Source organism: Enterobacter sp. MEB024 (genome assembly GCF_030209635.1).
In the GTDB taxonomy this organism is placed as follows: Bacteria; Pseudomonadota; Gammaproteobacteria; order Enterobacterales; family Enterobacteriaceae; genus Enterobacter; species Enterobacter ludwigii.
In genome coordinates, this window is sequence record NZ_JARVRQ010000015.1 from 82,990 (window position 1) to 103,053 (window position 20,064).

The following is a 20,064-nucleotide window of genomic DNA, read 5'->3' on the forward strand; positions in this document are numbered from 1 at the left end:
TCCGGCGATGAGTTGATAAGTCTGAATCTTGATGGGAGCGCATTATATGTGCATTCCCGCTAACAGGGAATTCAGATGTGTACGAAATCACATTTTTTTCGATTTTGTTAAAGTTTAGCGGATTGCCGCAACGCGGGATCTCAATTCGGAATTGTGGCATAATGCCGTGTTTATCACACTTTTCGCAGGAATCTCCCCGTGTTAGTTACCAGCAACGTCACTATGCAGTTTGGCAGTAAGCCGCTGTTCGAAAACATTTCCGTCAAATTTGGCGGCGGCAACCGTTACGGCCTGATTGGCGCCAACGGTAGCGGTAAATCTACTTTTATGAAAATCCTCGGCGGTGATTTAGAGCCGACGCTGGGCAACGTTTCGCTCGATCCAAACGAGCGCATCGGTAAGCTGCGTCAGGATCAGTTCGCCTTTGAAGAGTTCACCGTCCTTGACACCGTTATCATGGGACACGCGGAGCTGTGGGAAGTGAAGCAGGAGCGCGATCGCATATACGCGCTGGCGGAGATGAGCGAAGAAGATGGCTACAAAGTGGCCGATCTCGAAGTGCTGTACGGCGAAATGGATGGCTACTCTGCGGAAGCGCGTGCGGGCGAGCTGCTGCTGGGTGTGGGTATTCCGGTAGAACAACATTACGGCCCGATGAGCGAAGTCGCGCCAGGCTGGAAACTGCGTGTTCTGCTGGCGCAGGCGCTGTTCTCTAATCCGGATATCCTGCTGCTCGACGAACCAACGAACAACCTGGATATCGACACCATCCGCTGGCTGGAGCAGACGCTGAACGATCGCGACAGCACCATGATCATCATCTCGCACGACCGTCACTTCCTGAACATGGTGTGTACACACATGGCGGACCTGGACTACGGCGAGCTGCGCGTTTATCCGGGCAACTACGATGAGTACATGACGGCAGCCACGCAGGCGCGTGAACGTCTGCTGGCGGATAACGCCAAGAAGAAAGCCCAGATTGCTGATCTGCAGTCTTTCGTCAGCCGCTTCAGCGCGAACGCCTCTAAATCTCGCCAGGCGACCTCTCGTGCGCGCCAGATTGACAAGATCAAGCTTGATGAAGTGAAAGCGTCCAGCCGTCAGAACCCATTCATCCGCTTCGAGCAGGACAAGAAACTGTTCCGTAATGCGCTGGAAGTGGAAGCCCTGGCTAAAGGTTTTGAAAACGGTCCGCTGTTTAAAAACTTTAACCTGCTGCTGGAAGTGGGCGAGAAGATCGCCATTCTGGGTGCCAACGGCGTGGGTAAATCCACCCTGCTGAAAACCCTGGTCGGCGAACTGCAGCCAGATAACGGTACCGTGAAGTGGTCTGAAAACGCGCAGATTGGTTACTACGCACAGGACCATGAATACGAGTTCGAAAACGACCTGACCGTCTTCGACTGGATGAGCCAGTGGAAGCAGGAAGGCGATGACGAGCAGGCGGTGCGCAGCATTCTGGGTCGTCTGCTGTTCAGTCAGGACGACATCAAGAAGCCTGCTAAAGTGCTGTCCGGTGGTGAAAAAGGGCGCATGCTGTTCGGCAAGCTGATGATGGAAAAACCCAATATCCTGGTGATGGATGAACCGACTAACCACCTGGATATGGAATCTATCGAATCGCTGAACATGGCGCTGGAGATGTATCAGGGGACCCTGATCTTCGTCTCTCACGACCGTGAATTCGTCAGCTCGCTGGCGACCCGCGTGATCGAAATTACGCCTGAGCGCGTGGTGGACTTCACCGGTAACTACGAAGATTACCTGCGCAGTAAAGGTATCGAGAGTTAAAAAAAGCCCGGTGGCGATACGCCTACCGGGCCTGTGTTTGATGCCCTCTCCCTGTGGGAGCGGGCATCAGGCCGTACTAGACCACCCATTCACTCCCTTCAATACCATTCACCAGCAGCGTGCGTTTTTCCCCGGCCGGTAACGATATCTTCAGCGCTTTCCACGCCGGACGATAATCTCCCCGCGCACTGACCTTCAGGTTGATGGTGGCACCGTCGCATGCCATGTCCCATTCCACCCACAGCGCATTGCCGTTCTGATAGCCCCAGCTTTCACCATCGTCTTCAAACAGCAGGCCCGCGGTTGAACCGACGCCTTTCACCGGGAACAGTTTCAGCTCACGGGTAGTGTCTTTTTCCGCGCTGACATGCGTAATGCGTTCGCTGAGCGGCAGACCCGCACCGGCACGTACCAGCAGCGGCAATTTCTCCAGCGGCGCATCACGTACGATCCACTGCCCGCCAGCGAACCACTCGTGGGTGTAAAAATCGTACCAGCCCGTTTCGTTATCCGGCAGCCAGACGCGTCGCTCGCGCTGCCCGGCCTCCACCACGCTGGCCACCAGCAGGTCGCGACCCAGCAGGAAATCATCGTTCTCTTCAAACGTCTGCGCATCGTGTTCGTGGTCGAGGAAGGTCGGGCGTAGCATCGGTTCGTCGTCAGCATGCGCCTGCCAGAGCAGGGTATAAAGGTACGGCAGCAGACGATAACGTAATTCAATGGCACCACGAATAGCCGGCGTCACGCCCGGATACATCCACGGCTCGTTAACGGTGTGGTCATCATTCCATGAGTGAATAGTAAAGCGCGGATGCATCACGCCGTTTTGCACCCAGCGTACGAACAGTTCCGCGTCGGGTTTGTCGCCAGAAAAACCACCGACATCATGCCCCACATTAAACAGCCCGGACAGGCTCATTCCCAGACCCATGCGGGTGTTATAGCGCAGGGTATCCCAGCTGGTACGGTTATCGCCGCTCCAGGTCTGGACGTAACGCTGCATGCCCGCGCAGCCGGAGCGGGAAATGAGATACGGACGTTTTTCCGGGGCAAAACGCTGCTGCGCTTCCAGCGAGGCACGCATCATCAGCAGCGGCATCACCGGGCGAATGTGCTTGATCGCGATTTCCTTGCCAAAGCCGTGGCAGCGGGCTTCGCCATCCCACACTTCATATTCGTTGTTGTCGTTCCAGGTGGAGTCGATCCCCATCTCAAGAAGCTGCGTGGTTACCCCTTCCTGCCACCATTTCACCGTCTGTGGGTTGGTAAAATCGAGGTGAGAACCTTCGTCATCCCAGAAGCTGGAGCGTTCTGGCGCGTCGGTTTCTGAATCGCGGATGAACAACCCGTTTTCCGCAACTTCGTTATAGCGCGGGTGATCCTGCAGCAGGCATGGCTTGATGTTGGCCGCCAGCTTTAACCCCGCGTCATGGAAGGCCTGGGTCATCACCTTCGGCTGCGGCACCTTGTCGTGGTTCCAGTTAAAGACGTAGCGCTTGCCGTTAATCGAGGTATAGCCCGAAGAGAGCTGGAACGAGTCGCAGGGAATAGCATGTTCTTCGCACAGACGGATAAAGTTCATCAGCTGGTTCTGCGCATCCGGCGCGTCGGTGTAATGCATGGTCGAACCGCTGTAACCCAGGCTCCATTTCGGCCCGAAGAGCGTTTTCCCGGTTAGACGCACGAAGGCTTTGGTCACGTCCAGCGCCCGTTTGCCCGTGAACAGGTAGTAATCGATGTCGCCCGCTTCCGCCTGCCAGCGACGATAGGCGGTGTGATAGTTGTCAATCTCGTTGCCCAGATCCAGCCAGCAGCTGCTCAGGTTGTCGTAGAAGAGCCCGTAGCTCACGTCATCGCGACGGGTGAGGGTGAACGGAATATGTTTGTACAGAGGATCGGTGCTGGCCGCGTTGTAGCCCATTGCATCGAGGTTGCGCATCTCGTAGCGTTTACCGTTACGCTGCAGATCGCCGGCTTTCTCACCCAGACCGTAGAAGCGTTCATCCTTGCGGCGGCTCAGGTAGTGCGCCGCACCGTCGCCATGGGCATTCAGCAGATAGGCACTGGTTGGACGGTCGTTGACCAGCGGCTGCCACTCACCCGCCTCATTGCGGTAGTGCCACTCCAGCCACAGCGGCTGATGCACGGTCACACGCAGCTGTTCGGTGGCAACCGTCAGTACGTCGTCCTGCTGCGTTAGCGTCCAGGCGGGGCAGGTGAAACCACTCAGGTCGTCGCGGCGGCGACCTTCCCACGGCACATCTTGCTGCGGGGCGATGCTCCAGGTGCGATCCAGCGTCAGCTCACCTTTGCGTTTAATCAGCACGCGGAACAGATTTTCTTCCAGCACATACAGGCACAGACGATGCTGGTTATCGACCAGCAGTTCCAGATGATTTGCCGACTGCTTATCAACGGTCCAGTTTTTCAGGGTTTTCATACGCAATACATCCACTATCAGGCGCGCTTGGCGCGACGTTCAGCAATAAATGCCACCAGGAAAACAGCGCCAATCAGGTCAAAGAACCCCATGGCAATAAAGAGCGGGTTAAAGCCGATTTTGTCGGCGGTCACCCCAATTAACAGGGAGAACAGGAAGCTGGCGATCCAGGCCGCCGAGCCGCGCATGCCGTTAACGGTCGCCATCTGACCTTTATCAAATGACTCCACGACCAGGGCGCTGAGCATGCAGGAGATGATCTGATGCCCGAAACCGCCGATGGAGATCAGCACGATGGTGATATACGGGTCGCGGGTAATGGCCACGACGGCCAGGGAGATCATCAGGAATGCGCCGGTGACGGAGCTGGCCACCACCGAGTTCACACGGCTGCAGCCGAACAGTCGGGCATACAGACGGGTGAGGTAGCCGCTTGCCACGCTGCCGAGGTCCGCGGCAAGGAACGGCAGCCAGGCAAACATCGCAATCTGCTTCAAATCCATGCCGTGCTCTTTGGCGAGATACAGCGGAACCCAGAAGCTCAGCACGGCCCAGGCCGGTTCGGCCATAAACGCCGGAAGGGCGATACCGTAGAAGCGCTTATTTTTGGAGACATTTTTCAGCGCGGTGAGGAAGGGCAGTTTTACCGCAGGCGGTTCGTTATCCTGCTTGATAAACGCCAGCTCGTCCTTGCTCAGGTTCGGATGCTGTTCCGGGTTGTGGTAAAAAGCCCACCAGAGGATCACCCACAGCAGCGCCAGCACGCCGGTAAACATAAACGCGCCCTGCCAGCCAAACGAGGCGTGGGCAAAGTAGATGATGGGCGGTGCCAGCATCGCGCCAATGGAGAACCCTACGCCCGCCCAACCGGCCGCGACAGGACGTTCCGATTTTGGGAACCACTCGCCAATGGTTTTCGCATTCGCCGGCGTGGCGGCCGCTTCAGAAGCACCCATAAAGAAGCGCAGAATAGCCAGGTGCAGCCAGCTGCCCGCCCCGGCGTGGAAAATACACATCAGCGCCCAGATCCCGGCGCAGACCATAAAGCCAATCTTCAGACCAATCACGTCGATCAACCAGCCGCACAGAGGCTGGAAAATGGTGTAGGCAATCTGAAATGCCCCGACGATCCAGGAGTATTGCTCGGTGGTGATCCCAAGGCTCTCTTTCAACTCAGGGGCGAGAATACCCAGCGAGTTTCGGGTGATGTAGTTAACGGTGACGCCCAGTAAGAACAGCACCAGCACATACCAGCGCAGGTTCTTAATGACGCGACGGGTTTTGCTTGTCGCAACGGTGTTATTGATGTCCTGACTCATTTTACTCTCCACAAGACGGACGGTAAGGGGACGGAGGTTCAGGTGTCACACAGATTTTTATGGCTTTGATTTCTATCCGTTTTAATTCAGAAGTTGCTATACAACTAGTATGGAAGTGGTGTGACAAATTCACCTTAAGGGAGAAAATGAGCGGGCAATAGTGGATTTTGTGCAAAATTTCTCATCAATGACATAAATCATCTGGCATGATGCTTTTCATGCCAGTTACTGCCTGATGAGTACGCTATGAAAATTTTTTCATTTCGCAAATGGAGCCAGATCACAAAATGGACAAAAGGCTAAAAATCACCGAAATTGCCGCCCGCACACAGCTCTCCATCAGCACCGTGTCGCGGGTGCTGGCAGGAAAAGCGAACACCAGTGAAAAAGCGCGCGCCAGAGTACTGGCTTGTGCGCGGGAGTTGGGGGTGATGGACGGTCTGGCGGCGGGGCGTCTGCTGCTCAACAGCCTGGTGGTTTTTGCGCCACAGCGCGCCTTTGACGAGCGGTCCGACATCTTTTACTACCGCGTGATCCAGAGCGTGAGTAAAGGCCTTGCTTCCCACGATGTCCGTCTGCGTTATTGCGCGCTGGAAGAGAATGACAGCGACGCACAGCTTTTTCTGGCACGGATGAACGAGCCGGAGACACAGGCCGCTATTCTTCTCGGTATCGACGATCCGCATATCCACGATCTGGCGGTGGATGTGGGTAAACCCTGCATGCTGATTAACTGCCGCGACCGGCATATGCGCCTGCCTGCAGTGGCACCGGACCACCGCTCGATAGGTGAGCGGGCCGCGGACTATCTGTTTGAAATGGGACACCGTGAGGTGATGAATGTCCTCTGCCTGCGGCGTTACACCATGGAACTGCGTCTGGCCGGGATCCGCGATGCGTGGCAGTCTCACAACCTGAAATTCAACGATAAACGCGATCTGCTGGTGGCTCCGAGCTTCAGCGCGCGTGAAACGGAAGAGCTGGTCACCTCCTGGCTCCGTCAAATGCAGGGTAAGGATCTGCCCACCGCATTTTTGGTCGGCGGCGATTTTATGGCGGCGGGCACCATCAGTGCGCTGCAAAAACAGGGCTTGCGCGTGCCGCAGGATATCTCGGTGATGAGCATTGACGGGTTTAATCTGGCGGCCATTCAGGATGTTCCGCTCACGGCGGTGCACGTACCGCGCGATGAACTGGGAACCGAAGCGGTGCATATGCTTCAGCAACGGCTGATGCGCCCGGATGCGCCGGTGGGAACATTATTGCTTAACGGCACGCTGGCCGTGCGGGGATCTGTCCGGCGGATACGTCAGGGGAAACGACGTACCGCCGTGGAGCGGGAAGGGTTATACGACAGTTAAGCCATGCCCAGTGCACGCTTGCCGTGAATATTCAGATCGTTCACGGTAAAGCGGTCCTGCCAGTTTTTTTCATAATCTTCGCGCGGGAAATCGCCCGGCGATGCACCGGTTTCCAGCGCTGCTTTCACTTTTTTCGCATAGGTGAGGTTTTTCTCGCACATCGGGGCGGCAGGGATATACATTACGTTGCCCCAGCCTTGCTGATTTTCCACCGGTGCAACGGAGTGGATCACGTCACAGTGCCACCACACGGAATCGCCTGCTTCCAGTGCAGGGATGCTGCTCAGCGCTTCGATTAACAGCGGATGCCATTTCTCGGAGACCGGCAGGACACGTCCCGGCGCGACGCCGCAGAGTTCATCTTCCGGGACATCATCCAGCAGCGGACGCAGCAGAATGTAGGCCATCGCTTCCGGAATAGGCACCACATGCAGCAACCCCTGACCCGGGATCATATCTGACAGCGCCGTCCAGCCCTGGAAGGTGCGGAATACAGAACATTTTGTGGTGTTATCCACGGTGTACTCTTCCACTTCGGTACGGTGTGCGGCGTTCCACGGATCGTATTTATCCACGTTGCCGTCAAAAACGCGGGCAAAGACCTGCTGATAGGCCGGCAGCAGCCAGCGCTCCAGCGCGCCGGAATCGGTATGCGCGCCCAACCCTTTAGAGGTGGTACCCGGTGGGCGACGACGAATACGGTCCGGATAAATGACGCTGACGTCCGGATCGAACCACTGTTTGCCATTACTCTCGAATGTCCATAAACGGTTCAGGAACGACTGTACCTGCGCCATCTCTTCACTCTGTCGGGCCTGCATTTGCGCCTGCGACCAGTAGATAGGGTAAATTTCCGGACGTGAGGCGGTTAAGGTACCAAAGAAGTTATCGCCCGGACCTTTATAGACCTCATCAAACCGGTTGAGATCGAGGTAGTCGAGCATCGATTGATCCCACGCCAGCGCCTGCTCGCGAGGGAAGTGACCCTTAATCACTGCGCAGCCACGGCGTTTGACCGCGTCACGCTGTGCCTGGGTGATCGTCCCGTTTTTCACATCCGCAAACGGGATAACCGGCCAGACGGTTTCACCTTTGTTCTTCAGGGCATTAATTTCCGCCACGCGGGTCGCGATTTTATCGCTGAGCGTGTCGAATACCGCCTGAACGTCTCCGATCTGCGCACGTAATTCACGCTTCAACTGACGAATCGCTGCTTTATGGTCCGCAGGCAAACTTTCACTGGTAAACGTCATAACTGCCTCGCATCTTTCATTCGAAAGTAAAAATATCTACAAGTGATACTTTAAGTTAAAAATTAGTTAATGCAAGTTTAAATGTTTGACGTGTGCCACAGGATGGAAAAAGAGTGAGGTGCCGGAGCAGTGCTCCGGCAAGAGAGAGATTACGCGTCGAACGGGGAGTGGTCGTCAAGCACGGCCTGAATCACATTCAGTGCGCCCTGGTGGTTGTTGTCATCCGTGCTGTAGCGGCAGATCGTTTTAATGCTCTGCGCCGCGTTGCCCATGGCAAAATTGTATTTCACCAGCTTCAGCATTTCCGCATCGTTGCCGCTGTCCCCGATTGCCACGCACGCCTGCGGGGAGATTTTCCAGCGCTTCAGCAGACGGCTAATACCGTTGGCTTTGTGCAGGCCCGGGATAATTAAATCGACAAACCCAAAACCGCTGGTGACGGGTTTCATAATCCCGTCGAGGGAGACGTGCAGTTTGTCGACAAGATTCGGGATATCGCTGTCCGGCAGATTCAGGGAGAATTTGAACAGCACGTCGTCAATTTCGCGGTAATCACGGATGCGTTTTAAGCGGTGGTAGTGCTTTGACATGAGCGCCACAAACGCGTCCGGCGCCCGTTCGCTGACGTAGGCGCTCTCCAGCCCACAGGCCACAAAGTTGAGCGCGTTGTCTTTCAGCAACTCGCCAATGACAATTTGCGACTCATGGCGGGTCAGTTCACCGTGAAAAATCTGCTCACCGTGATCGAACACCAGCGCGCCATTTTCCGCCACGAAGGAGATCTGATCTTTCAGTTCCGGGAAGAAGGAGATGAGCTGGTAATACTGGTTGCCGCTGGCGACAACAAATTCAATATCACGGGCTTTAAGCTGCTCAAACTGTGCCTGAAAGCGGTCGCGGTCGTACTGCTTGGCATCATCAAGGAAAGTTCCGTCCATATCGGTGACGATAACTTTTACGGTCATACTGTGCTCCTGAGTCACTGCGTTTGAAACATTCTAATAACAAGGTGACGGAGAGCACAAATTTAATTTCATTCGAAAGTCAAAGCAAAGCGGCAACCGAAATTGCCGCTTAAAGACAGGTTCCCTCTCCTTGATGGGAGAGGGCATAAGTCTGAAGAGAGTTAAAGCGTGTGCTCGGTACGCGCAATAATATCGTCCTGCGCATCCGGCGACAGGGCGGTAAAGAACGCGGAGTACCCTGCGACGCGCACCACCAGGTCACGATACTGGTCCGGGTGTTTCTTCGCTTCCAGCAGCGTTTCACGCGAAACGATGTTGTACTGAATATGCCAGCCCTTGTGCACTTCAAAGAAGGTACGCAGAAGCACCATCAGTTTCTGACGGTCACTGTCATTTTCCAGCGTCGACGGATTGAGCTTCTGGTTTAACAGTACCCCGCCGAGGATCGCTTCGGTTGGCAGTTTGCCGACAGAGCCAATTACCGCCGTAGGGCCGAGGTGGTCAGTACCGGAGGCCGGGCTGGCTCCTTCTGCCAGCGGAGTATGCGCCTTACGTCCATCCGGGGTTGCCATCGTTGCCGCGCCAAACGGCACGTTCGCGGAGATAGATGACGTGCCGGCATAGTAGTTACCGCCAATCGGACCACGGCCATAGCGCGGGTTATGGTACTGCTTCAGCTCGGCGATATAGGTTTCGTAGGCACGGGTCAGCAGCATATCCACGCTGTCGTCATCGTTACCGTATTTTGGCGCGCCGTTGATCAGCCGCTGACGCAGCTGCTCGTGGGTCAGCCCGTCGAAATCATCGGCCAGGGCGGCGGCCAGCTGTTGCTGACCTATCGTACCCTGTTCGAAGACCAGTTTTTTCACCGCGGCCAGGCTGTTGCCCAGGTTAGCAATACCCACCTGCAGGCCTGACACCCAGTCATACTTCGCGCCGCCTTGTTTGATGCTTTTCGCGCGTTCTATACAGTCATCCACCAGCGCTGAGCAGAGAATATCGGGGACGTTCTCTTCCAGCATCGTGTCCACCACATACTCAATCTCGATAGATTTGCGGGTGTAGTAGCGGATCTGGGTATCCCACGCCGCCATCACCTCTTCGAAGTTATCGAAGTTACCGACAGAGAGTGCTTTCTCCTGTGGCAGGAATACCTTACCGCTGGTGGCATCGCGGCCGCCTTCCAGCGCTGCCAGCATCACGCGGGCGAAGTTGATAAAGCTCATGCCGGTGCAGCGATAACCCCATTTGCCACCCACTGCGGTTTCGATGCAGCCAATTGCGGCATAGTCATAGGCGTCCTCTTTTTCGACGCCGAGCTTGATAAATTCCGGAATAACAATCTCATCGTTGTTGAACGCGGGCATACCAAAGCCGCAGCGGATCACCTGCACGCAGGCGTCGAGGAAGTCATTGCTCATGCCCGCATGATAACGCACGCTCAGGTTTGGCTGCGTGGAGCGCAGGCGACCGCAGGATTCCAGAATCGCGTAGCTGAGCGGGTTGACCGCGTCCATAGGCTCACCGTTGATCAGCGTCTGTCCACCAATGGTGACGTTCTGATACAGCGGGCTACCCGCTGAAGCTTTGGAGTGCGAACCGGAGCGGATTTTGTTCACTTCCAGCAGCTTCAGCCAGCAGCTGTGCAGAAGCTCGATGGCATGTTCGCGGTCGAGGCTCTGGTTCAGCTCCACATCGCGGCGGTAGTACGGATAGAGGTACTGGTCCATGCGGGCAAACGAGACGGAGTGGCCGTTGGACTCAATTTGCAGAATAAGCTGGATGAAGTAGCACAGCTGCAGCGCCTGCCAGAAGGTTGTTGGCGGCTGATGGGCAATCACATCACAGTTTTCTGCCATCGCCAGCAGCTCGTCGCGACGGCTTACACGGGATTCGGTTGCCGCCATTTCACGCGCCAGCGCGGCGAAACGTTCGATGTGCAGGCTGACCGCTTCCAGCACAATATCGATCGCTTTCAGGAACTGTTCCCCGTGAAGGTCGTCGAGCACCGTCAGGTTGATACGCGAACGACGCTCGGCCACTTTGTCGCGCAGACCATCGAGACCTTTCTCCAGCAGCAGCGGGAAGTTAACCGCCAGGTGTGCGTCGCCGGAGGTCATGTTACCTTCCGCTTTGATAATGCCGGTTTCCAGCAGCCCTTTTTGCTCATCGGTGAACATGCCGTAGCAGCGATCCTGCACCGTCTGGCCGCGCCACCATGGGCAGATCTCATGCAATACGCGCTTGTTTTCTTCGCTCACCGCAAAGCCTGCACCCGGACGGTCCGCCAGATCGTCAATCTCTTTTTCAATCCACGAGACGGTGTATTCCGGGAAAATTGGCGCGGCGCGGACTTCACTGGCCTGGTTACCGATGATCAGCTCCTCGTGTTTTATCCAGATGGTGCGCTGCGCGAGGTGATGCGCCAGCGCCAGCGCGCGACGCACCGGGATCGGCTTGTCCATATGCTGCTGGTACATCTCGGTGTAATGCAGGGCGCGCTCGGTACAGACCGGCGGCTTCACGATATGCACGAGGGCCGTTTTGTGTGCTTTTATGCGCTCGCTAAGGGTGCTGAGATTCAGGGTCGTCATAAGTTTATCCTCGTAAGGTCGCGGTTAACCCTTTCTGGCAGGCGTACTGCTGTGCGAAGTCCAGAAGCGCAGGATCATCCAGCGGTTTATCAGGGGCAGAGTAGGGTTGGCCGAGCAGGGTATATTTGTTCATGCCCAGCGTGTGGTACGGCAGAAAATGGATCTCGCGGACGTTGAGTTCGTCTGCGGCAAAGTTAGTGATGGCGGTAATCGACGCTTCATCGGCGTTGAAGCCCTGAATCAGCGGTACGCGGATGGTGACCTGTTTACCGGCGGCGGCCAGGCGTTTCAGGTTATCAAGGATCCGTTTGGCTGAACCGTCGGTCCACTGTTTGAACGTCCTGCCATCAACGTGTTTCAGGTCCGCCAGGAACAGATCGACATACGGTAATGACGGTGCAATATAATGCCATGGCACGTGGAGACAGGTTTCCACGGCGGTATGTATGCCTTGCTCATGGCTCGCTTTAAACAGGGCATGAGCCAGATCGGGATTCATAAACGGTTCACCGCCGGACAGGGTTATCCCACCGCCGCTGCGGTCATAGAACGGCTTGTCGCGCAGTACGGTGGACATAATCTCTTCAACCTGTTTTTCTTCACCACAGACGGTGAGCGCCTGCGTCGGGCAGCAGTCGGTGAGGGCGTCGAGAGTCTCTTCGTTAAGCTTTTCACGGTGGATAACCAGCCCATTCAGCGCACGATCGATAATGCCCGGCGCCGCTTTCTGGCACAGGTCGCAGCCTTCCAGGCACAGTCGCGCGTCAAAGAGCACATCCCGGTGGCGGGAGCGGCTTTCCGGATTCTGGCACCAGCGACAGCCCAGCGAGCAGCCTTTCAGGAACACCACGGTACGAATACCGGGGCCATCGTGGGTAGAGTAACGCTGAATATTGAAGATCATGTTTTCGCCTCTCATCTTGCATATGAAGATTAAATTACTTTCGAATGAAAGTTATCTTGATGCAGGTCAACTCCTGAGCAGGTTTTGTCGTGATAGGGTAAGTGCAGGCTAAATTTGAGGGTTACATCATGGAACTTTATCTCGATACTTCCGACGTCGCGGCAGTGAAACGGCTGGCGCGTATCTTCCCGCTGGCGGGCGTGACCACGAACCCCAGTATCGTGGCGGCAGGGAAAACGCCACTCGAGGCGCTGCTACCGGCGCTGCAGGATGCGCTCGGTGGGAAAGGTCGCCTGTTCGCGCAGGTCATGGCGACTACCGCTGAAGGGATGGTGGAAGAGGCGCGTAAACTGCGCACCATTATCAACGACCTGGTGGTTAAAGTGCCGGTAACGGCGGAAGGTCTGGCGGCGATCAAAATGCTGAAAGCGGAAGGGATCCCGACGCTGGGTACGGCGGTGTACGGTGCAGCACAAGGGATGCTGTCCGCGCTGGCGGGCGCTGAGTATGTTGCCCCTTACGTTAACCGCGTGGACGCGCAGGGCGGGGACGGGATCCAGACGGTGGTTGAACTGCAGCAGCTTCTGACGCTGCATGCCCCGCAGTCAAAAGTGCTGGCCGCGAGCTTCAAAACGCCGCGTCAGGCGCTGGACTGCCTGCTGGCAGGTTGTGAATCCATCACCCTGCCGCTGGATGTTGCTCAGCAGTTTATTACTTCGCCTGCGGTGGATGCGGCAATAGTAAAGTTTGAGCAGGACTGGCAAGGGGCGTTTGGCAGCACGACGCTCTGATACGGTTGCCGGGTTATGCTAACGCTTGCCCGGCAACCATTTAGCGTCCGCATACCTCACAGCCGGGGTTGCGCATCAGTTTCATCTCGCGGAACTGGCAGGTCATCGCGTCATACATCACGATTTTCCCCGCGGCAGGCGTCCCGTAATGCGCCAGCACTTTGATCGCTTCCATGGCCTGCAACGAACCTATAACGCCGACTAACGGAGCCATGACGCCCGCCTCCACGCAGGTGAGGGCGTTCTCGCCAAACAGACGGCTCAGGCAGCGATAGCACGGTTCGCCCCCGGCGTAGGTAAAGACGCTGATTTGGCCTTCCATGCGAATGGCGGCACCGGAGACCAGCGGCGTTTTGTGGGCAAAACATCCTGCATTCAACTGATTGCGAATGGTGACGTTATCGGTGCAGTCCAGCACCAGATCGTGTCGTGCTATCTGTGCCGACAGCGCCTCATCATCCAGCAGGGCGTCAATCAGGGTGAACTTCACGTGAGGATTGATGCGCGCCAGCGCCGCCCGGGCCGATTCCACTTTTGGCTGGCCGAGGGTCGCGTCGCTGTGCAGTGTCTGGCGCTGAAGGTTCGACACTGACACGGTATCAAAATCCAGCAGCGTCATATTGCCCACCCCCGCCGCGGCCAGGTACTGGGCCGCAGCGCAGCCCAGCCCCCCCAGCCCCACGACCAGCACCCGTGCTGCCTTAAGCGCTTCCTGACCGTCGAAATCAAAACCGCGCAGAACAATCTGGCGGTTATAGCGCATCATCTCCTGGTCGCTGAGTTCAGCCGTCATGTTAGCCTCCGAAGAGGTGGTTAAAGCTTTCCACCTCAACCCATTCACCCGGCTCCACGCTGCCGCGTTCACGCTCGAGAACGATAAAGCAGTTGCCCTGGCTGAACGAGCTGAAGATGTGCGAGCCCTGGTGTCCGGTGGTGCTCACTTCCAGCTCGCCTTCAGCGTTGCGCGTCAGAATACCGCGCTGGAAATCAAGACGGCCCGGTGATTTCTTCAGGCGCGTCGCCGCACGTACGCGCTGGCGAACCGGCAGCGGGTGGGCCTGGTTACCAGACAGTTTTGCCAGCAGCGGAATGACCAGCTGGTAGAAGGTCAGGGCGGCGGAAACCGGGTTACCCGGCAGGCCGCAGAACCAGCTGTGTTTCAGCTGACCAAACGCGAACGGTTTGCCCGGCTTGATGGCCAGTTTCCAGAAGCCGATCTCCCCCAGCTCTTCAAGAATGGTTTTGGTGTAATCCGCTTCACCTACGGAAACGCCGCCGGAGCTAATTACCACGTCCGCCGACCGGTCCGCTTCAATAAACGCGGCGCGCAGTTTCTCCGGATCATCCGGAATGATGCCAAGGTTAATGACCTCACACCCCAGCTGTTCAAGCATCAGGTGTACCGCGAGGCGGTTAGTGTCGTAAATCTGGCCGTCCTGCAGTGGCTGGCCCGGAAGCTGGAGTTCATCGCCGGTGGAAAAGACCGCCACGCGTACCTTACGGATAACGTCAATTTCTGCAATGCCGAGCGAGGCCAGCACCGGCAGTTCGCCCACCGTCAGTTTCTGCCCGGCGGCAAATACCGTTGCGCCACGCGTGATGTCTTCACCGGTACGACGGATATTCTGTCCCGCTTTAACACTCGCGGTGAAGCGGACGCCCGCTTCCGTTTGTTCGGTCTCTTCCTGCATCACCACCGCTTCGCAGCCTGGCGGTACGGGGGCACCGGTCATGATGCGTATGCAGCTACCCGCAGGCCACTCACCGTTAAACGGCTGACCGGCAAATGCCTTACCCGCCACGGGCAGCGCCGTATCCGTCCGGATATCCGCCAGGCGTACCGCGTAGCCGTCCATTGCGGAGTTATCGAACCCGGGCACGTTAAGCGGAGAGACGATATCGCGCGCGGCAATACGACCAAAACAGCGCACCAATGGCAGCGTCTCGTGGTCGTGCAGGGGGGAAATTCGGTCAAGCATCTGCGTGAGTGCCGCCTCAAGCGGCATCAGTCCGGCGGTAAAATCCATGGTGGGCTCCTGCGGAGTAACGACGAAAGCGTCCATTATGGCAGAAAAGTGCCACTAACTGTATGACCCGATGGGTGTACGCTTTACATCACAGTTGCGTCTTTCTATATTCAAAAATCATCTGAAGTTTCAGCGACGATAATGATATTTATAGAAAAAGCCGCAAATCAGGCTAACGGGTGATGGGAATGGTTAATGCGGTAATCGCAATTCATGGTGGCGCCGGGGCAATCACCCGTGCCCTGCTCAGTCCCGAGCAGGAAAAACGTTATATTGATGCGCTGTATGCCATTGTGGAAACGGGCCAGCGGATGCTGGAGGCGGGCGAGAGCGCGCTGGATGTGGTTACCGAGGCGGTACGTCTGCTGGAAGAGTGCCCGTTGTTTAACGCGGGCATTGGTTCAGTCTTTACCCGCGATGAAACGCACGAGCTGGATGCCTGCGTCATGGACGGTGTCACCCTTAAAGCGGGCGCCGTCGCGGGGGTGAGCCATCTGCGTAATCCGGTGCTGGCCGCGCGTCTGGTGATGGAGGCGAGCCCGCATGTTCTTCTGACCGGGGCCGGGGCAGAGACGTTTGCCGCGGAACATGGCATGACGCCAGTTTCTCCCGATCTGTTTTCAACGCCGGAGCGTTATCAACAGCTGCTTGAGGCGCGCTCGGCAAACGTGACGCAGCTTGACCATACCGCGCCGCTCGATGAGCGCAGCAAAATGGGCACGGTAGGGGCGGTGGCTCTTGATAAAGCCGGGAATCTGGCTGCGGCCACGTCGACCGGCGGTATGACCAACAAACTGCCGGGCCGGGTAGGTGACAGTCCATTACCGGGGGCAGGGTGCTATGCCAATAACGCCACGGCGGCAGTGTCGTGCACCGGAACCGGTGAAGTGTTTATTCGCGCCCTCGCGGCGTATGACATCACCGCGCTGATGGATTACGGCGGGTTAAGCCTGGCCGAAGCCTGTGAACGCGTGGTGATGGAGAAACTGCCCGCGCTGGGGGGTGTCGGTGGGTTAATTGCGGTGGATCGTGAGGGCAACGTGGCATTGCCGTTTAACAGCGAAGGTATGTACCGCGCGTGGGGTTATGCCGGTGATGAACCCAGTACGGGGATCTATCGTGAATAAGGGGGCAAAGCGTGCCGCACAGTGAAGAACTGGACAACCGTGAAGTGCTGGCTGTCCATCAACTGAATATTGCGTTTCAGGAAGAGCGGCAGTTCATCCCCGCAGTACAGAATTTATCGTTCTCGCTCAACCGCGGCGAAACGCTGGCGATTGTAGGCGAGTCCGGTTCAGGGAAATCGGTCACCGCACTGGCGCTGATGCGTCTGCTGGAACAGACCGGCGGACAGGTCAACTGCAAAAAAATGCTGCTGCGCCGGCGTAACCACCAGGTCATTGATTTGAATGAGCTGAGCGCCTCACAGATGCAGAGCGTGCGCGGGGCCGATATTGCGATGATCTTCCAGGAGCCGATGACTTCGCTGAACCCGGTCTTTCCGGTCGGGGAACAGATTGCCGAGTCCATCCGCCTGCATCAGGGGTTGAGCGGTGATGAGGCGCTTCGTGAAGCGAAACGCATGCTCGACCTGGTACGCATACCGGAAGCGCAGGCCATTCTGGGGCGCTACCCGCATCAGCTTTCCGGCGGTATGCGTCAGCGCGTCATGATTGCGATGGCGCTCTCCTGCCGTCCCGCGGTGCTGATTGCCGACGAACCCACGACGGCACTGGATGTGACTATTCAGGCGCAAATTCTGCAGCTTATCAAAGTGCTGCAGCAGGAGATGGAGATGGGGGTGATTTTCATCACCCACGATATGGGCGTGGTCGCCGATATTGCCGATCGCGTGCTGGTCATGCATAAGGGCAACGCCGTGGAAACCGGCACGGTTGAGCAGATTTTCCATGCGCCGGTTCATCCATACACCAAAGCGCTGCTGGCGGCGGTCCCGCGGTTGGGGGCGATGAACGGCAGCGATTTACCGCGCCGGTTCCCGTTGATTTCTCTCGAAGCGGTAGGCCAGCAGGAAGATGAAATCGAGCAGGATACCGTGGTACCCGGAAAGCCGATTCTGGAAGTGCGCGATCTGGTGACCCGTTTTCCCCTGCGCAGCGGAATGTTTAACCGCGTGAAGCGCGAGGTGCATGCGGTTGAAAACGTCAGTTTTGATTTATGGCCAGGCGAAACGCTGGCGCTGGTGGGAGAGTCAGGCTGCGGCAAATCCACCACCGGGCGGGCGCTGCTCAGGCTGGTGGAGTCCCAGGAGGGCAGCATAACCTTTAACGGGGAACGCATTGATACCCTTCCGGACAGCAAACTGCAGGCGGTAAGACGAGATATCCAGTTTATTTTCCAGGATCCGTATGCCTCCCTCGACCCGCGCCACACGGTGGGGTATTCGCTTATGGAGCCGCTGCGGGTGCATAACCTGCTCGACGGTGAAGCCGCGCAGCGTCGGGTGGCCTGGCTGCTTGAGCGCGTGGGGCTGAAGCCAGAACATGCCTGGCGTTATCCACACGAGTTTTCTGGCGGTCAGCGGCAGCGTATTTGCATTGCCCGCGCGCTGGCACTTAACCCGAAAGTGGTGATTGCAGATGAATCCGTCTCGGCGCTGGATGTCTCTATCCGGGCGCAAATCATTAATTTACTGCTCGACCTGCAGCGGGATATGGGGATTGCCTTCCTCTTTATCTCACACGACATGGCGGTGGTTGAGCGTATCAGCCACCGTGTCGCGGTGATGTTTATGGGACAAATTGTGGAGATAGGACCGCGCAGGGCGGTATTTGAAAATCCACAGCACCCTTACACACGCAAGCTTATCGCCGCAGTGCCGGTTGCCGACCCTGAGCATCGCCACGGCCAGCGTGTGCTGCTGCAGGACGAAATGCCGAGCAATATTCGTAAACGGGGCGAGGCGGTGGAGCGCGTGGCGCTGCGCGAGGTTGGCCCGGGGCATTTTGTGGCCCCCCCGCGTCAGGACAATGCATTCTCGCGGTTATAACTTAAAACAGGCAGGAGAACACAATGGTTAAATTTGTAGCGCGCAGATGGTTACTCGCCGCGAGCGTGACGGCAGCCCTGGCCGCCGCGCCGGCGTTCGCTGCCAAAGATGTGGTGGTCGCCGTCGGTTCCAATTTCACCACGCTGGATCCGTATGATGCCAACGACACGCTCTCCCAGGCGGTGGCGAAATCGTTCTATCAGGGGCTGTTTGGCCTGGATAGCGAGATGAAACTTAAAAATGTGCTGGCGGAAGGGTATACCGTTTCCAGCGACGGGCTGGTGTATACCATTAAGCTCAGAACCGGCGTGAAGTTCCAGGACGGTACAGATTTCAACGCGGAGGCGGTGAAGATAAACCTCGATCGCGCCAGCAACCCGGAAAATAGCCTCAAGCGCTACAACCTGTATAAAAACATCGCCAGCACCGAGGTGGTCGACCCGACGACGGTGAAGATCACCCTGAAAGAGCCGTTCTCGGCGTTTATCAATATTCTGGCGCATCCTGCCACGGCGATGATTTCGCCTGCCGCGCTGAAAAAATACGGCAAAGAGATCGGGTTCCATCCGGTGGGGACCGGCCCCTACGAGCTGCTCACCTGGAACCAGACCGACTTTGTGAAGGTTAAGAAGTTTGCGGGTTACTGGCAGCCGGGCCTGCCGAAGCTGGACACCATTACCTGGCGTCCGGTGGTGGACAACAACACCCGCGCGGCGATGCTGCAGACCGGTGAGGCGCAGTTCGCGTTCCCGATCCCCTATGAGCAAGCCGCCATTCTGCAGAAAAACAGCAAGCTGGAGCTGGTCGCCAGCCCGTCCATTATGCAGCGCTATATCAGCATGAACGTGACGCAAAAGCCGTTTGATAACCCAAAAGTGCGTGAGGCCATCAACTACGCCATTAACCGCCAGGCACTGGTAAAAGTCGCCTTTGCTGGCTATGCCACGCCGGCTACCGGCGTGCTGCCTCCGGCGATCGCCTATTCGCAAAACTATCAACCGTGGCCTTACGATCCGGCCAAAGCGCGTGAGCTGTTAAAAGAGGCGGGCTTCCCGAACGGCTTTAGCACCACGCTCTGGTCGTCGCATAATCACAGTACCGCTCAGAAGGTGCTGCAATTTACCCAGCAGCAGCTGGCTCAGGTAGGTATCAAGGCACAGGTCACCGCGATGGATGCCGGTCAGCGTGCGGCTGAGGTGGAAGGGAAAGGGCAGAAAGAGAGCGGCGTACGGATGTTCTACACCGGCTGGTCGGCCTCTACCGGTGAAGCGGACTGGGCGCTGTCGCCGCTGTTTGCCTCACAGAACTGGCCGCCGACCCTGTTCAACACGGCCTTCTACAGCAACCCGAAGGTGGATAAAGACCTGGCGGATGCCCTGAAAACGACCAAACCGGAAGAGAAAGCACGCCTGTATAAAGAGGCGCAGGATATCATCTGGAAAGAGTCACCGTGGGTACCGCTGGTGGTGGAAAAACTGGTTTCCGCGCATAACAAAGCGCTGACCGGGTTCTACATCATGCCGGATACGGGCTTTAGCTTTGATGAAGCAGATTTAAAATAATACTCATGCCCGCAGGCCACCGCCTGTGGGATGAGAGGGAAAGG

14 protein-coding genes are annotated in these 20,064 nt (G+C 57.0%); 6 read left to right on the forward strand and 8 right to left on the reverse strand.

Going from position 1 to position 20,064, the window contains the following annotated elements:
* Positions 1–198: 198 nt before the first annotated feature.
* Positions 199–1,794 (forward strand): ABC-F family ATPase, encoded by a 1,596-nt coding sequence (locus QRN24_RS20185; RefSeq protein ID WP_014169271.1) that lies wholly within the window; start codon positions 199–201, stop codon positions 1,792–1,794.
* Positions 1,795–1,870: 76 nt separating this feature from the next.
* On the opposite strand, the gene QRN24_RS20190 is transcribed toward QRN24_RS20185, so the two are convergent.
* Together QRN24_RS20190 and QRN24_RS20195 are read right to left on the reverse strand one after the other, a co-directional pair.
* Positions 1,871–4,234: a glycoside hydrolase family 31 protein gene (locus QRN24_RS20190; RefSeq protein ID WP_063156229.1), complete on the reverse strand. Its 2,364-nt coding sequence runs from the start codon at positions 4,232–4,234 to the stop codon at positions 1,871–1,873.
* A 17-nt stretch (positions 4,235–4,251) separates the two neighbouring features.
* Complete coding sequence (locus QRN24_RS20195; protein WP_020884899.1) at positions 4,252–5,553, reverse strand: MFS transporter; 1,302 nt, start codon at positions 5,551–5,553, stop codon at positions 4,252–4,254.
* Positions 5,554–5,840: 287 nt separating this feature from the next.
* Between QRN24_RS20195 and QRN24_RS20200 the strand changes: the two genes are divergently transcribed.
* Complete coding sequence (locus QRN24_RS20200) at positions 5,841–6,914, forward strand: LacI family DNA-binding transcriptional regulator (RefSeq protein WP_025204616.1); 1,074 nt, start codon at positions 5,841–5,843, stop codon at positions 6,912–6,914.
* Here QRN24_RS20200 and QRN24_RS20205 read toward each other — a convergent pair.
* The 4 genes from QRN24_RS20205 to QRN24_RS20220 form a co-directional block, all read right to left on the reverse strand.
* Positions 6,911–8,167, reverse strand: a complete 1,257-nt coding sequence (locus QRN24_RS20205; RefSeq protein WP_284942993.1) for a DUF1479 domain-containing protein — start codon at positions 8,165–8,167, stop codon at positions 6,911–6,913. The genes QRN24_RS20200 and QRN24_RS20205 overlap by 4 nt on opposite strands.
* 149 nt (positions 8,168–8,316) lie before the next feature.
* Positions 8,317–9,132 (reverse strand): Cof-type HAD-IIB family hydrolase, encoded by an 816-nt coding sequence (locus QRN24_RS20210; protein ID WP_025204614.1) that lies wholly within the window; start codon positions 9,130–9,132, stop codon positions 8,317–8,319.
* Between the two features lie 161 nt (positions 9,133–9,293).
* Entirely contained in the window at positions 9,294–11,726 is a 2,433-nt protein-coding gene (locus tag QRN24_RS20215) for a formate C-acetyltransferase/glycerol dehydratase family glycyl radical enzyme (protein WP_284942994.1), read from the reverse strand.
* Between the two features lie 4 nt (positions 11,727–11,730).
* Positions 11,731–12,630: a glycyl-radical enzyme activating protein gene (locus tag QRN24_RS20220; protein WP_047955262.1), complete on the reverse strand. Its 900-nt coding sequence runs from the start codon at positions 12,628–12,630 to the stop codon at positions 11,731–11,733.
* Positions 12,631–12,758: 128 nt separating this feature from the next.
* Here QRN24_RS20220 and fsa point away from each other — a divergent pair, with 128 nt between their 5' ends.
* A complete protein-coding gene (fsa, locus tag QRN24_RS20225) occupies positions 12,759–13,421 on the forward strand; it encodes a fructose-6-phosphate aldolase (RefSeq protein WP_284942995.1) in 663 nt (220 codons plus the stop codon).
* A gap of 40 nt (positions 13,422–13,461) precedes the next feature.
* Here fsa and moeB read toward each other — a convergent pair whose 3' ends face one another.
* On the reverse strand, positions 13,462–14,214 hold the full coding sequence (gene moeB / locus QRN24_RS20230; RefSeq protein ID WP_040017000.1) for a molybdopterin-synthase adenylyltransferase MoeB: 753 nt from the start codon (positions 14,212–14,214) through the stop codon (positions 13,462–13,464).
* Between the two features lies 1 nt (position 14,215).
* Positions 14,216–15,448: a molybdopterin molybdotransferase MoeA gene (moeA, locus tag QRN24_RS20235; protein WP_047742394.1), complete on the reverse strand. Its 1,233-nt coding sequence runs from the start codon at positions 15,446–15,448 to the stop codon at positions 14,216–14,218.
* A gap of 188 nt (positions 15,449–15,636) precedes the next feature.
* On the opposite strand from moeA, the gene iaaA reads away from it, so the two are divergent.
* Genes iaaA through gsiB form a run of 3 tightly spaced genes read left to right on the forward strand, consistent with a single transcriptional unit; the run spans position 15,637 to position 20,020 of the window.
* Complete coding sequence (gene iaaA, locus QRN24_RS20240; RefSeq protein ID WP_040019005.1) at positions 15,637–16,575, forward strand: beta-aspartyl-peptidase; 939 nt, start codon at positions 15,637–15,639, stop codon at positions 16,573–16,575.
* 11 nt (positions 16,576–16,586) lie between these two features.
* Positions 16,587–18,458, forward strand: coding sequence for a glutathione ABC transporter ATP-binding protein GsiA (gsiA, locus tag QRN24_RS20245; protein WP_284942996.1), 1,872 nt, complete (start codon positions 16,587–16,589; stop codon positions 18,456–18,458).
* 23 nt (positions 18,459–18,481) lie between these two features.
* Positions 18,482–20,020, forward strand: coding sequence for a glutathione ABC transporter substrate-binding protein GsiB (gsiB, locus tag QRN24_RS20250; RefSeq protein ID WP_020884890.1), 1,539 nt, complete (start codon positions 18,482–18,484; stop codon positions 20,018–20,020).
* The last annotated feature ends 44 nt before the right edge of the window (positions 20,021–20,064 follow it).